This is a genomic window from Streptomyces sp. NPDC059875 (genome assembly GCF_042731085.1).
GTDB lineage: Bacteria > Actinomycetota > Actinomycetes > Streptomycetales > Streptomycetaceae > Streptomyces.
Map to the genome: position 1 here is coordinate 254,408 of NZ_JBHWJZ010000004.1, position 14,342 is coordinate 268,749.

Genomic DNA, 14,342 nt, shown 5'->3' on the forward strand with positions numbered 1-14,342 from the left:
GTCAAGGACGGCGTGGGGACCTGGCTTCGGGGTTGTGCCAGTGGAGTTGTGGGGGCTCGATGAACCACTCCGCCGTGCCCGGGCGGGCGGGTAAGACGGCGACCGCCGGCAGGTGGTCGTGGTGGAGCCGGGCCGCGCCGAGGTGCTCCAGGACCGGGACGGTCTCGGCGAGGAAGCCCGGCGGGCCCGCCAGGTAGACCTCGTGGGACGGCCAGTTGACGCAGGCGTACAGCGCGTGGATCAGCCGCTCGGTCGCCTGGTCGCGCGGGTGGTCGGGCGCGGAGGCGATGTATATGACGTTCAGCCCGGGTATGCGCTCCTGAAGGCGCGCGACGTCCTCCCGCCCGTACAGGTACTCCTTCGCCCGGGCGACCAGGAAGAGCCGGGCCTCGGTGCCCTCGGGCCCCTCGGCCACCTCTTCGAGGAGCGCCTTGACCGGCGCCCAGCCGGTCCCGGCGGCGATGTAGGTCCGCGGCCCGCCCGGCGCGGTCCGTGACGTCAGCGCGCCGCCGGGCGCGCTCAGCCGCAGCGGCTCGCCCGCCCGCACCTCGTCGACGAGCGCGGTGCTCATCGCTCCGCCGGGGATCCGGCTGACGTGCAGGTCCACCGTCCCGTCCGCCCGGGCCGCGTTGGCCAGGGAGTACGTCCGCCACACCCGCGGGACCCGCAGCGAGCTGACGCTCACGTACTGCCCCGGCAGGTATGCGAAGGGCTGCCGCGGGCGCAGCGTCAGCACCGCCAGGTCCTCGCCGAGCCGCTCGTGGCGCGCCACGACGGCGTCCCACCAGGCCGGCTCCCCGTCCGCCGCCGCCTCCTCGGCGCCCCGCATCATGAGCTCGGCGACGTACCCGTACGCCTCGGTCCACGTCTTCTCGGCCTCGACGGTCCAGGCGGCCCCCGCGGCGTGCGCGAACGCGGCGGTCAGGCTGGCCCCGACGGAGGCGTAGAGGGCGGGCGAGGCCAGAAACTTGCGGTGGTCCCGGCCCAGATGCGCGAGGTACCCCGGCAGCCCGGGGTCCTCCAGATGGGTCACGACATGGGTGAGCGCGGCGAAGAGCCGGTCGCGCTGGGGGCGCATGTCCTCGGGGAAGAGCTCGCGGACGCCCGGGTTGTTCCAGAAGAGATGGGAGTAGAAGAAGGTGACGGCGTGTTCGGCCCGTCTCTCGACGACGGCGAACGTGCTTCTGAGCAACTGGGCATCCACCCGGGAGAATCTAGGCCACGCCTCTTCACCGGACGATCACATCGCGAGGGTCCGACCGCCGCCCCCGGCCGTCCGCGCGCCCGCCCGCCGGCGACCTTGTACCGTCTCAGGGTGAGCACGCCCCCCGCCCCCGAGCTCTTCACCTGGGAGTTCGCCACCGACCCGTACCCCGCCTACGCCTGGCTGCGCGAGCACGCGCCCGTCCACCGGGCGAAGCTGCCCAGCGGGGTCGAGGCCTGGCTGGTGACGCGGTACGCGGACGCCCGGCAGGCCCTCGCCGACCAGCGGCTTTCGAAGAACCCGGCGCACCACGACGAGCCCGCGCACGCCAAGGGGAAGACCGGGATCCCGGGGGAGCGCAAGGCCGAGCTGATGACACATCTGCTCAACATCGACCCACCCGACCACACCCGGCTGCGGCGGCTGGTGTCGAAGGCGTTCACCCCGCGCCGGGTCGCCGAGTTCGCTCCGCGCGTGCAGGAGCTGACCGACCGGCTCATCGACTCCTTCGCGGAGAAGGGCTCCGCCGACCTCATCCACGAGTTCGCCTTCCCGCTGCCCATCTACGCGATCTGCGACCTGCTCGGCGTGCCGCGCGAGGACCAGGACGACTTCCGGGACTGGGCCGGAATGATGATCCGGCACGGTGGAGGCCCGCGCGGCGGGGTGGCGCGCTCGGTCAAGAAGATGCGCGGCTATCTCGCGGAGCTGATCCACCGCAAGCGGCTCGACCCCGGCGACGACCTGATCTCGGGGCTGATCAAGGCCTCCGACCACGGCGAGCACCTCACCGAGAACGAGGCCGCCGCGATGGCCTTCATCCTCCTCTTCGCCGGCTTCGAGACCACGGTCAACCTCGTGGGCAACGGGGTGTACGCCCTGCTGCGCAACCCCGATCAGCGCGAGCGGCTCCAGGCCTCGCTCGCGGCGGGGGACCGGGGTCTCCTGGAGACCGGGGTCGAGGAGCTGCTGCGCTACGACGGGCCGGTGGAGCTGGCGACCTGGCGGTACGCCATGGAGCCGCTGACCATCGGCGGACAGGAGATCCCGGCGGGCGACCCGGTCCTGGTCGTGCTGGCCGCCGCCGACCGTGACCCGGCGCGCTTCGACGAACCGGACACGCTCGATCTGTCCCGGCGGGACAACCAGCACCTGGGGTACGGGCACGGCATCCACTACTGCATCGGCGCCCCGCTCGCCCGGCTGGAGGGCCAGATCGCGCTCGCGACGCTGCTGACTCGCCTGCCGGACCTGCGACTTGCCGCCGATCCGGCCGATCTGCGGTGGCGCGGCGGGCTCATCATGCGTGGATTGCGCACGCTTCCGGTGGAGTTCGCCCCAGTTGTCAGCTGACGGTCCGTCAAGACTGTGACTTTTACGTGATCTCCGCTGCATCGACTTGTAACAGACGTTCGAATGCCGCTACGTTCACCGTCACCTCAGCAGTCACGCGAAAGGCAGCTCCGCATGCGCTCCGGGAACGGTCGACACCGCAGACCCCGCCAGGCCCCCGCCATCGTCGTCGCCGCAGGCGTGACGGGATCGGCCCTCGCGCTGCCGCTGCTCGCCGCGGGCTCCGCCTCCGCCGCCGACGCCCCCACCTGGGACCGGGTCGCCGAGTGCGAGTCGGGCGGCCTGTGGAGCGCCCACTTCGGCAACGGGCTCTACGGTGGCCTCCAGTTCACCCAGGAGACCTGGGAGACGTACGGCGGTCTGTCGTACGCGAGCAGTGCCGACCTCGCCAGCCGCGCGCAGCAGATCGCGGTGGCCGAAAAGGCGCTCGCCGCGGGGTCCACGCAGTGGGCCACCTGTGCCCCGATCGCGGGGCTGGCGAACGACGGCGCCGCGCCCGGTGTCGACCCGGGCCCTGCGGTCACGCCGGCGGAGCCCACGGGTCCCGTCGCGGAGTCGAACCGGACCGCCGGCCTCCCGCTCACCCCCGAAGCCGCCACGCCCGACGCCGCCACCCCTGAGTCGCCCGTCACCCCCGGGGCCACCCCGCCTTCGACCCCGACCCCGGGCACCACCCCCGAGACGCTCGTCACGCCCTCCGCGCCGGTGACGACGCCGGGCACCGGCAAGCACCGGGGCGACGCAGCTCCGGAGGAGACGCTCAATCCGGACAAGAATGGCGAAAAGGGTCGACACGCCTCGCCGACTGACGCACCGACACAGGACGCCACCCCTGGTACGGATGTGACGAATCCGGACAGTGCGGATGTAACGGATGTCGAGGGCGCCGAGGATGCCGAGAGCGGCAAGGGTGCCGAGGCCGGCAAGGACGTTACGGACACCAAGGGCACTTCGGGCGAATACACCGTCAAGCCGGGCGACAACCTCACCGACATTGCTCGGGAGAACGAACTCCCGGGCGGCTGGGGCGCCCTCTACGACGCCAACCGCTCGACGGTGGGCGCCGACCCGGACCTCATCCTCCCTGGCCAGAGCCTCGATCTGACGATCGGTCTCCCCGTGAAGTAGGGGTAGTTCGGGGTCGTATGTCCGGTTCTGTGCAAGTGAGACATGGGTCTCTTTGTCTCAACTGGCGTGTCGCGTCCGCAAACTTTGCTTCCGTCACCTCTCACCTGCGTAAACACCCTTCGTCCCGAAGCGAGTAGGGCCGATTTTTCCCCAATGGACGTCTTTGAACTTCGGAGAGGTCTGTGTCTACGGTCGTCACCGCTCGCCACCGCGGGCCCCGTCGACCGAAACGCCGAATCCTGCCGTCGGCCGATGGGAACAGTCGTCGCGTCGAGCGCCGAAGGCAGGAGCGGGGGACCCAAGGTAAGTGCCGCCCCCGGCCGTTGAGACAGACGGCCGACGGAGCGGCTTGGGGTGAAGCCGCGCGCTAGGTCGCGCGGCCGGGCAACTCACATGGCCCGAACCCGACAGCTCACCTCGCAGGCGTCGGTGAGGAGAAGTCCCATGCTGTTTTCCGCCAAGGGCAAACACCGTCGTCCCTCCAAGGCCACCCGCGCCGTCGCCCTCGCCGGTGTCGCCGGTGTCGCCGTCGCCGCCCCGCTGATGACCGCCGGGTCCGCCTCGGCCGCCACCGCCTCCGAGTGGGACGCCGTCGCCCAGTGCGAGTCCGGCGGCAACTGGTCCATCAACACCGGCAACGGCTACTACGGCGGCCTGCAGTTCTCCGCCTCCACCTGGGCCGCCTACGGTGGCACCGCGTACGCCGCCACCGCCGACCAGGCCTCGAAGTCGCAGCAGATCGCCGTCGCCGAGAAGGTCCTGGCCGGCCAGGGCAAGGGCGCCTGGCCGAGCTGTGGCGTGGGCCTCTCCAGCGCCGCCTACACCGGTGGTGCCGCCGAGAGCGCGCCGGCCCAGCCGGCCGCCCCGAAGCAGCAGGAGCGTCAGGCCGAGCAGCCGACGACCCGCAGCGAGCAGCGGACCGCGCCGAAGGCCGACGCGAAGAAGACCGTCACCACCCCGACCGGCAAGAAGGTCAAGAAGGGTGACGGCGAGTACAAGGTCGTCGCCGGTGACACCCTGAGCAAGATCGCCGCCGCCCACGACGTCAAGGGCGGCTGGGAGAAGCTCTTCGAGCTCAACAAGGACGTCGTCGAGGACGCCGACCTGATCTACCCGGGCCAGCAGCTTCACCTGAAGTGAGCCCGGCGGTTCGCGTGAGTCCGGCGGCTCACGCGGCCCCTCCGACCCTCCCGCGGTGACCACCCCGGTCCGACGTGCTCTTCCCCCGTGCGCGTCGGGCCGGGGTTTCCGCGTTACCGAAGGGTAGCTTCGGGGTCGTTCGTCCCCTGATGCATGCCCTTGGGTCCTTTTTCGTCCCAGGGGGCGGGCGCCCGGCTGGCTGGAGCCCCAGAGCCGGTTAGGCTCTTGTCGCAAGGCCAAAGCGACCCTGCACAGCTTGCGTCACATCTAGCGTCACATCCCAGAAGGAGATGCTCGTGCCGTCCATCGACGTCGTCGTAGCCCGGGAAATCCTGGACTCCCGAGGCAACCCCACGGTCGAGGTCGAGGTCGGCCTCGACGACGGCAGCACCGGCCGTGCTGCCGTTCCGTCCGGTGCCTCCACCGGTGCGTTCGAGGCCATTGAGCTCCGTGACGGAGACAAGAACCGCTACCAGGGCAAGGGCGTCGAGAAGGCCGTCCTCGCCGTGATCGAGCAGATCGGCCCGGAGCTCGTCGGCTACGACGCCACCGAGCAGCGCCTCATCGACCAGGCCATGTTCGACCTGGACGCCACCGACAACAAGGCCTCGCTCGGCGCCAACGCCATCCTCGGCGTCTCCCTCGCCGTCGCGCACGCCGCCTCCGAGGCCTCCGACCTCCCGCTCTTCCGCTACCTGGGCGGCCCGAACGCGCACCTGCTGCCCGTTCCGATGATGAACATCCTGAACGGCGGCTCGCACGCCGACTCCAACGTGGACATCCAGGAGTTCATGATCGCCCCGATCGGCGCGGAGTCCTTCTCCGAGGCCCTGCGCTGGGGCACCGAGGTCTACCACACCCTCAAGTCCGTCCTGAAGACCAAGGGCCTGTCCACCGGCCTCGGCGACGAGGGCGGCTTCGCCCCGAACCTGGACTCCAACCGCGAGGCGCTCGACCTCATCCTCGAGGCCATCAAGCAGGCCGGTTACGTCCCGGGCAAGGACATCGCGCTGGCGCTCGACGTCGCCGCGTCCGAGTTCTACAAGGACGGCTCGTACGAGTTCGAGGGCAAGTCCCGCTCGGCCGCCGAGATGACCGAGTACTACGAGGAGCTCGTCTCCGCGTACCCGCTGGTCTCCATCGAGGACCCGCTGTTCGAGGACGACTGGGCCGGCTGGAAGGTCCTCACGGACAAGCTGGGCACCAAGGTCCAGATCGTCGGCGACGACCTGTTCGTCACCAACCCGGAGCGCCTGGCCCGCGGCATCGAGGAGGGCGCCGCCAACGCCCTGCTCGTCAAGGTCAACCAGATCGGTTCGCTGACCGAGACCCTGGACGCCGTCGAGCTGGCCCAGCGCAACGGCTTCAAGTGCATGATGTCCCACCGCTCCGGCGAGACCGAGGACGTCACGATCGCCGACCTGGCCGTCGCCACCAACTGCGGTCAGATCAAGACCGGCGCCCCGGCCCGCTCCGAGCGCGTCGCCAAGTACAACCAGCTCCTGCGCATCGAGGAGATCCTCGACGACGCCGCGGTCTACGCCGGCCGCAGCGCCTTCCCGCGCTTCAAGGGCTGACACCGCCCAGGGGCCGACAGCCCCGTCGTACATACGTCCCCGCACCCGGTCCCGTACCGTGTGCGGGGACGCACGTATGCAGGGAGGCGGGAACACATGGCCGCGAAGGACCGGGACCGGTTCTCGACCGCGACCCGGATCAGGCTGCTCGGCGAGCAGACCGCCGCCCGTGTCTACCGCTCCCAGACCCGCCGTCAGGCCCGCCGCTCGCGGCTCACCGGCCGTGCGGCCTTCCTCGCCCTGGTCGTCTGCTCGCTGGTGGTGGCGCTCGCCTACCCGATGCGGCAGTACGTCTCCCAGCGCGGCGAGATCGCCGAGCAGGAGCGCCAGGCCGCCGAGGCCGCGGCCCGGGTCGAGGAGCTGCGGGACGAGAAGGCCCGCCTCCAGGACCCGGCCTACGTCCGCCGCCTCGCCCGCGAGCACCTGCACTACGTGCAGCCCGGCGAGACCGCCTTCACCGTGAACGACCCCGAGGCCGAGCGCGCCCGGCGCGAGGAGCAGGGCGCGGCCGAACGCCCCTGGTACTCCAACCTCTGGGACGGCGTCGACCACGCGGACGCGCGCCGCTAGCGCGGCGACGCGAGATGATGGCCCCGACCACCGAACGCCGATCGACGAGAAGACGAAGACGCCGCATGGAAACGCCCCCTCCGCAGACCGCACGCACCGAGCCCACCGACGCGGACGTCGCCGCCTTCGAGGCGCAGCTCGGCCGCCCGCCCCGGGGTCTGCGCGCCATCGCGCACCGCTGCCCGTGCGGCAACCCGGATGTCGTCGAGACCGCGCCGCGGCTCCCGGACGGCACCCCGTTCCCCACCACGTACTACCTGACCTGCCCCCGCGCGGCCTCCGCGATCGGCACGCTCGAGGCCAACGGGGTCATGAAGGAGATGCAGGCCCGGCTCGGCACCGACCCGGAGCTGGCCGCCGCCTACCGGGCCGCGCACGAGGACTACATCGCCCGCCGCGACGCCATCGAGGTCCTGGAGGGCTTCCCGAGCGCCGGCGGCATGCCGGACCGGGTCAAGTGCCTGCACGTCCTCGTCGGTCACTCGCTCGCCGCGGGACCCGGCGTGAACCCGCTGGGCGACGAGGCGATCGCGATGCTGCCCGAGTGGTGGGCCAAGGGCCCCTGCGTCGACCCGTGCGCCGACAAGGAAGAGGGGGGCACGGAATGACCCGGGTCGCGGGCATCGACTGCGGTACGAACTCCATCCGCCTCCTGGTCGCCGACGTCCACCCCGACACCGGTGAGCTGATCGAGCTGGACCGGCGGATGACGATCGTCCGGCTGGGGCAGGGCGTCGACAAGACCGGCCGGCTCGCGCCCGAGGCGCTGGAGCGGACCTTCGCGGCCTGCCGTGCGTACGCGGCCGTCATCAAGGAACTGGGCGCCGAGAAGCTGCGCTTCGTGGCCACCTCCGCCTCCCGCGACGCCGAGAACCGCGAGGAGTTCGTGAGCGGCGTCCTGGACATCCTGGGCGTCGAGCCCGAGGTGATCACCGGCGACCAGGAGGCCGAGTTCTCCTTCACCGGCGCCACGGGCGAGCTGCACGGCACCGAGAAGTACCTCGTCGTGGACATCGGCGGCGGCTCGACCGAGTTCGTCGTCGGCAACAAGCACGTCGAGGCCGCCCGGTCCGTCGACATCGGCTGCGTACGGCTCACCGAGCGGCACGTCCGCAGCGACCCGCCGGCCGCCGCCGAGATCGCCGCGATCCGCGCCGACATCCGGGCCGCGCTCGACCTGGCACAGCAGACCGTCCCGATCGGCGAGGCCGAGACCCTGGTCGGGCTCGCCGGCTCCGTGACGACGGTCGCCGCGATCGCGCTGGGGCTGACGGAGTACGACTCCGAGCGGATCCACCACTCCCGGATCCCGTACGAGAAGGTCGCGGAGATTGTCAGGTCGCTGGTCGCCTCCACCCACGCCGAGCGCGTCGCGATCCCCGTGATGCACCCCGGACGGGTCGACGTGATCATCGCCGGGGCGCTCGTCCTGCTGGAGATCATGGAGCGGACCGGGGCCCGGGAGGTCGTCGTCAGCGAGCACGACATCCTCGACGGAATCGCACTGTCCGTGGCATAACGGGCACCCGGCGACACGTCCGGAAACAGTCCGCCGGGAAAGTTCGTGAAGTTCTTCACAAGGAAAAGGGCCCTGATGGGGGCCGTGGAGGGCCTTTAGGGCCTCCAACGCCCCTGTCGGGGCTCTTTCGTAGGCGCCGAGCCCCGTTCGCACTCTGTTTCCATCGTGTGAACGCACCCTGTGGTTCAGCGTTAACGACGGCTCTCCAGGCCAGTTCAGTAGGGGTGAACAACGTTCACCCCACCACCCTGGTTCCTTTGCACGACCATGACCTAGGTCACGTGGGCGGCGGAGTGTAGCAGAGGTCCCCTCAGACCTTGTGAAGGGGCGCACGAGCGACCCCCCTGAGAGGGGTGGATACTCGGATGCATGAGCACCACGGAGCGTCCCAGGATCCTCGTAGTAGGCGGTGGGTACGTAGGCCTGTACGCAGCACGACGCATTCTCAAGAAGATGCGTTATGCGGAAGCGACCGTCACGGTCGTCGACCCGCGCTCGTACATGACGTACCAGCCCTTCCTCCCCGAAGCTGCCGCAGGCAGCATCTCGCCGCGCCATGTCGTCGTCCCGCTGCGACGCGTCGTGCGTGGAGCCGAGGTGCTCACCGGTCGCGTCACCACCATCGACCAGGACCGCAAGGTCGCCACGGTTGCGCCGCTCGTCGGCGAGGCCTACGACCTGCCCTTCGACTACCTGGTCATCGCGATGGGCGCGGTCTCCCGCACCTTCCCGATCCCCGGCCTTGCCGAGCAGGGCATCGGCATGAAGGGCGTGGAGGAGGCCATCGGCCTCCGCAACCACGTCCTGGAGCAGCTGGACAAGGCCGACTCGACGACCGACGAGGAGGTCCGCCGCAAGGCGCTGACCTTCGTCTTCGTGGGCGGCGGCTTCGCCGGCGCGGAGACCATCGGCGAGGTCGAGGACATGGCCCGCGACGCGGCGAAGTACTACACCAACGTGAAGCGCGAGGACATGCGCTTCATCCTGGTCGACGCCGCCGACAAGATCCTTCCCGAGGTGGGCCCGGAGCTGGGCCGCTGGGGCAAGGAGCACCTCGAGGGCCGCGGTGTCGAGATCTACCTCTCGACGTCGATGGACTCCTGCGTCGACGGCCACGTCGTGCTGAAGAACGGCCTCGAGGTCGACTCCAACACGATCGTGTGGACCGCGGGCGTCAAGCCCAACCCGGCGCTGGCCCGCTTCGGCCTCCCGCTCGGCCCGCGCGGCCACGTGGACGCCCAGCCGACCCTCCAGGTCACCGGCACCGACTACATCTGGGCCGCGGGCGACAACGCCCAGGTCCCGGACCTCGCCGCCCGCAAGGCCGGCGTGGAGAACGCCTGGTGCCCGCCGAACGCCCAGCACGCGCTGCGCCAGGCGAAGGTCCTCGGCGACAACGTGGTCTCCGGCATGCGGGGCTTCCCGCAGAAGGAGTACGCGCACTCCAACAAGGGCGCGGTCGCGGGTCTCGGCCTGCACAAGGGCGTCGCGATGATCGTCATGGGCAAGATGAAGATCAAGCTCAAGGGCCGTCTCGCCTGGTACATGCACCGTGGCTACCACGGCATGGCCGTCCCGACCTGGAACCGCAAGATCCGCGTCTTCGCCGACTGGACCCTCGCGATGTTCCTCAAGCGCGAGGTCGTCTCCCTCGGAGCGATGGAGACGCCGCGCGAGGAGTTCTACGAGGCCGCCAAGCCCGCTCCCGCTCCGGCCGCCGCCGCGAGCCAGGAGAAGGCCAAGGCCTCCTAGCTCCACCGCAGTACACCCCCGCAAGGGCCGTCCGCCATCCGTGGTGCGGACGGCCCTTCGGCATGTCCGGCCCAGTGTTCCGCACGAGTGTTTTGCCGAGTCGTTGCGCGCCGACGGGACGAAAAACGCCTACGGAGGGTGTTTACGTGGTGACGAGCATTTCTGGGGCACGACATCACGGAGGTGTGCACCATGGCCGACGCCGCATTGCGGCTGACCACTCTCGCCGAGGATCTCCTGGGGGTCCCGCTCCCGGTGCGTCTGCGAGCCTGGGACGGCAGCGAAGCGGGCCCCTCGGACGGCCCCGTCCTGATCGTCCGGCACCGCCGTGCCCTGCGCCGGCTGCTGTGGAAGCCCGGCGAACTGGGCCTCGCGCGGGCCTGGGTGGCCGGTGAGATCGACGTCGAGGGAGACCTCTACGAGTTCCTCGACCGGCTCGCCGGACTGATCTGGGAGCGCGGGGAGGAGACCAGGGGCGTCCTGAAGTCCGTACGCGACCCGAAGCTGCGCGCCGCGGCGCGCGGCCTGCTGAAGCTGGCCGGGCCGTTCCCGCCGCCCGCACCGCCCGCCGAGGAGATGCGCCGGCGCACCGGCTCCCGCCACAGCAAGCGCCGCGACAAGCAGGCGATCAGTCACCACTACGACGTGGGCAACGACTTCTACGAGCTGGTCCTCGGGCCCTCGATGGTCTACTCGTGCGCGTACTGGACGGACGGCGGGACCCTGGAGGACGCCCAGCGCGACAAGCTGGACCTCATCGCCCGCAAACTGAACCTGAAGGAGGGCGACCGGCTGCTCGACGTCGGCTGCGGATGGGGCTCCATGGCCATCCACGCGGCCCGCGAGTACGGCGCCCAGGTCGTCGGCGTCACCCTCTCGCGCGAGCAGGCCGCCTACGCCCGCAAGCGGATCGCCCAGGAGGGCCTGACCGACCGGATCGAGATCCGCGTCCAGGACTACCGGGATGTCAAGGACGGCCCGTACGACGCCATCTCGTCCATCGGGATGGCCGAGCACGTCGGCGCGGTCCGCTACCGCGAGTACGCCGACATACTGCACGCGCTGCTGAGGCCCGGCGGCCGGCTGCTCAACCACCAGATCTCCCGCCGCCCCGAACCGGACGAGGAGGCCTACGAGGTGGACGCGTTCATCGACGCGTACGTCTTCCCGGACGGCGAACTGGCCCCGATGGGCGGCACGCTCACCACCCTGGAGGACGCCGGCTTCGAGGTCCGCGACGTGGAGGCCATCCGCGAGCACTACGCCCTGACGCTGCGCCGCTGGGTGGCCAACCTGGAGGGCGACTGGAAGCGGGCCGTACGGAACACCTCGCCCGGCCGGGCGAGGATCTGGCGGCTCTACATGGCCGCCTCCGCGGTCTCCTTCGAACGCAACCGCATCGGCGTGAACCAGTTCCTCGCCGTGAAGACGCCGGAGTCGGGCACCTCGGGCGTGGCGCTGCGGCCGCGGGTGTGGGACGAGAAGCCGTAGCCGTACGTACGGAGAAGGGCCGGGCTCCCGTTCGGGGAGCCCGGCCCTTCGCCTCGTGCGTACCGCGGTTACTCGGCCTTGATCGCGGCCAGCATGTTCAGCTTCGCGGCGCTGCGGGCCGGCCACATGGCGGCCAGCACGCCGACCAGTCCGGCCAGGATCAGGAAGATCCCGATCCGGTCCCAGGGCAGGACCAGCGCGTAGCCCGGCAGGCTGCTCTTGAACGTCTCGCCGATCGCCCAGCCGAGGAACGAGCCGAGACCGATGCCGACCACGGCACCGAAGAGCGAGATGACCACGGCCTCCAGACGGACCATCCGCTTGACGCGGCGTCGGTCCAGACCGATCGCGCGCAGCATGCCGATCTCCTGCTGCCGCTCGAAGACAGACATGGCCAGGGTGTTCACGACGCCCAGGATCGCGATGAGCAGGGCCATCGCCAGCAGGCCGTACATGATGTTCAGGAGTATGTTGATCTGGCCGCCGAACAGGTCACGGATGTCCTTCTGGTCCATGACGGTGATGGCCGGGTTGTCACCCATGGCCTTCGCGAGCGCCTTCTCGTTGGCCGCCGAGGCGCCGCCGTCCATCGAGACGAAGATCTGCGGGATGTAGGACTGCTGCTCGTGGGCGGTGATGATCTCCGCGTCGATCAGGACCGGCGAGACGAACTCGCTGTCCTCGAAGACCGCGCCGACCGTCAGCTTCCCCTTCTGCTTGTCCCCGTACTCGACCGGCAGCGTGTCGCCGACCTTCCAGCCCTGCTTGGTCGCGGTCTTCTCGGCGATCGCGATCTTCCCCTCGCCGAGCGAGTCGAGCGAGCCCTTCACGGTGTTGAGCTTGATGAGCCGCTCGATGTCGCCGGGGGTGACACCGGAGGCCGAGACGTCCTTGCCCTTCAGCGAGAACCAGCCGGCCTGCTGCGGCGAGACGGCGGTGGCGCCCGGGGTCTTCTCGATCGCGGCGAGCGCGTCCTTGTTCATGCCCTCGCCGCTGGCCATGGAGATCAGGTAGTCGGCGCGGATCTGGTCCGTCGTCATCTTGTCCAGGGCCGAGCCGACCGTCGTACCGAGCACGGACAGGCCGGTGACCAGGGTCAGACCGATGGCGAGCGCGGAGGCGGTGGCGCCGGTACGGCGCGGGTTGCGGACCGCGTTGAGGCCGGCGAGCTTGCCGGAGACCCCGAAGGCGCCGACGAAGAGCGGGCGGATCACGGCGATCACCGGGCGGGAGAGCAGCGGGATCAGCACGATCACACCGATGAGGGTGACGAAGGCGCCGCCCGCGATGAACATCCGGCCGTCGTCGCCACCCTTGCCGGCGCCGAGCACGATCAGGACCGCACCGAGCGCGGTGAGCGCGGCGCCGATGGAGTTGCGGACCACCAGCGACTTCGTGGTCGCCGCCGCGTGGACGCTGCTCATGGCGGCGACCGGCGGGATCTTCGCAGCGCGGCGGCCGGGCAGCCAGGCGGCGATCATGGTGATCAGGACGCCGACGGCGAGCGCGGCCACGAGCGGGGTCGTGCCGAGGACCAGCGGGCCGTCCGGCACCTTCAGGTCGAAGGCGTTCATGCCCGCGCGCAGTCCGACGGCGAGCGCGATGCCCAGGCCGTAGCCGACCACCGAGGCGACCAGGCCGACCAGACCGGCCTCGGCGAGGACGGAGCGGGTGATCTGCTTGCGCGAGCCACCGACGGCGCGCATCAGCGCGAGCTCCTTGGTGCGCTGGGCGACCAGCATGGTGAAGGTGTTGGCGATCAGGAAGACGCCGACGAAGAGGGCGATGCCGGCGAAGCCGAGCAGGACCTGCTTCAGCGCGCCGAGCCCGGCCTCGATGTCCTTGGCCTGCTGGTCGGCGAGCGCCTGGCCGGTCTGGGCCGTGGCGGACTTCGGGACGACCTTGAGGACCTCGTCGAGGAGCTTGTCGGCGTCCGTGCCCTTGGTGGCGACGACGGTGGCGTCCCGGTAGAAGCCCGGCTTCACGTACTGCTGCTGAGCCACGGAGTTGTCGAAGAGGACCAGGCTGCCGCCGGCACTGACCGCGCCGTCGTCGGTGGTGAAGACACCGGAGAGGGTGTACTCCTTCACCGGGCCGTTGGTGGCGACGCGGACGGTGTCGCCGACCTTGTAGCCGCCCTTGGCCGCGGTGTCCTGGTCGAGCGCGATCTGGCCGTCCTGCAGCGGTCCCGCGCCCTGGGTGAAGTCGTACGCCCGGTCCTTGCCGTCGGCGCCGGGGGCGAAGTTGGTGCCCTTGTTGGACCAGCCGACGCCGATCAGCTTGCCGTCCTTGTCGGGCACGCCGGCGAAGCCGTCGACCCGCCCGGAGACGGCGGCGACACCGTCGAGCTTGCCGATGCGGTCGATGACGTCCTGCGAGAGGCCGGGCGTCTTGGCCGCTTCCTCGGGGCTCGGGTGCATGCTGACGGCGACGGCGACGTCGTCGTAGCTCTTGGCCGACTGGTTGCGGAAGGCCTGGGAGAGGGTGTCGGTGAAGACCAGGGTGCCGGAGACGAAGGCCACGCCGAGCATGACGGCGAGCACGGTCATCAGCAGCCTGGCCTTGTGCGCGAGTACGTTGCGCAAGGCGGTACGGAGCATGGTGTGTG

The 14,342-nt window shown here is 70.4% G+C and carries 11 protein-coding genes and 1 riboswitch; of the genes, 9 read left to right on the forward strand and 2 right to left on the reverse strand.

Annotation, left to right across the window (positions count from 1 at the left end; translation table 11 throughout):
- Position 1: 1 nt before the first annotated feature.
- Positions 2-1,204, reverse strand: coding sequence for a globin domain-containing protein (locus ACFV9D_RS07045; protein ID WP_385142113.1), 1,203 nt, complete (start codon positions 1,202-1,204; stop codon positions 2-4).
- Between the two features lie 111 nt (positions 1,205-1,315).
- Here ACFV9D_RS07045 and ACFV9D_RS07050 point away from each other — a divergent pair, with 111 nt between their 5' ends.
- The 9 genes from ACFV9D_RS07050 to ACFV9D_RS07090 all read left to right on the forward strand — a co-directional run bounded on the left by ACFV9D_RS07050 (position 1,316) and on the right by ACFV9D_RS07090 (position 11,734).
- Positions 1,316-2,557 (forward strand): cytochrome P450, encoded by a 1,242-nt coding sequence (locus ACFV9D_RS07050; protein ID WP_385142116.1) that lies wholly within the window; start codon positions 1,316-1,318, stop codon positions 2,555-2,557.
- A 114-nt stretch (positions 2,558-2,671) separates the two neighbouring features.
- Positions 2,672-3,685: a transglycosylase family protein gene (locus ACFV9D_RS07055; protein ID WP_385142119.1), complete on the forward strand. Its 1,014-nt coding sequence runs from the start codon at positions 2,672-2,674 to the stop codon at positions 3,683-3,685.
- Positions 3,686-3,950: 265 nt separating this feature from the next.
- Positions 3,951-4,126: riboswitch (cyclic di-AMP (ydaO/yuaA leader) on the forward strand.
- A 3-nt stretch (positions 4,127-4,129) separates the two neighbouring features.
- Positions 4,130-4,825 carry a transglycosylase family protein gene (locus ACFV9D_RS07060; RefSeq protein ID WP_385142122.1) on the forward strand — a complete coding sequence of 232 codons (696 nt, stop codon included), beginning with the start codon at positions 4,130-4,132 and terminating at the stop codon, positions 4,823-4,825.
- A 290-nt stretch (positions 4,826-5,115) separates the two neighbouring features.
- Entirely contained in the window at positions 5,116-6,402 is a 1,287-nt protein-coding gene (gene eno / locus ACFV9D_RS07065; RefSeq protein ID WP_385142124.1) for a phosphopyruvate hydratase, read from the forward strand.
- A 96-nt stretch (positions 6,403-6,498) separates the two neighbouring features.
- Positions 6,499-6,972, forward strand: a complete 474-nt coding sequence (locus ACFV9D_RS07070) for a septum formation initiator family protein (RefSeq protein WP_385142127.1) — start codon at positions 6,499-6,501, stop codon at positions 6,970-6,972.
- A 65-nt stretch (positions 6,973-7,037) separates the two neighbouring features.
- Positions 7,038-7,580: a DUF501 domain-containing protein gene (locus ACFV9D_RS07075; protein ID WP_385142130.1), complete on the forward strand. Its 543-nt coding sequence runs from the start codon at positions 7,038-7,040 to the stop codon at positions 7,578-7,580.
- Positions 7,577-8,491: an exopolyphosphatase gene (locus ACFV9D_RS07080; protein WP_385142133.1), complete on the forward strand. Its 915-nt coding sequence runs from the start codon at positions 7,577-7,579 to the stop codon at positions 8,489-8,491. Before ACFV9D_RS07075 ends, ACFV9D_RS07080 begins: the two co-directional genes overlap by 4 nt.
- Before the next feature lie 369 nt (positions 8,492-8,860).
- Positions 8,861-10,243 (forward strand): NAD(P)/FAD-dependent oxidoreductase, encoded by a 1,383-nt coding sequence (locus tag ACFV9D_RS07085; RefSeq protein ID WP_385142136.1) that lies wholly within the window; start codon positions 8,861-8,863, stop codon positions 10,241-10,243.
- A gap of 192 nt (positions 10,244-10,435) precedes the next feature.
- On the forward strand, positions 10,436-11,734 hold the full coding sequence (locus ACFV9D_RS07090) for a class I SAM-dependent methyltransferase (RefSeq protein WP_385142139.1): 1,299 nt from the start codon (positions 10,436-10,438) through the stop codon (positions 11,732-11,734).
- 68 nt (positions 11,735-11,802) lie between these two features.
- On the opposite strand, the gene ACFV9D_RS07095 is transcribed toward ACFV9D_RS07090, so the two are convergent.
- The gene (locus ACFV9D_RS07095) at positions 11,803-14,334 is read right to left on the reverse strand and encodes an ABC transporter permease (protein WP_385142142.1); all 2,532 of its coding nucleotides are present in this window, start codon (positions 14,332-14,334) and stop codon (positions 11,803-11,805) included.
- Positions 14,335-14,342 lie beyond the last annotated feature (8 nt).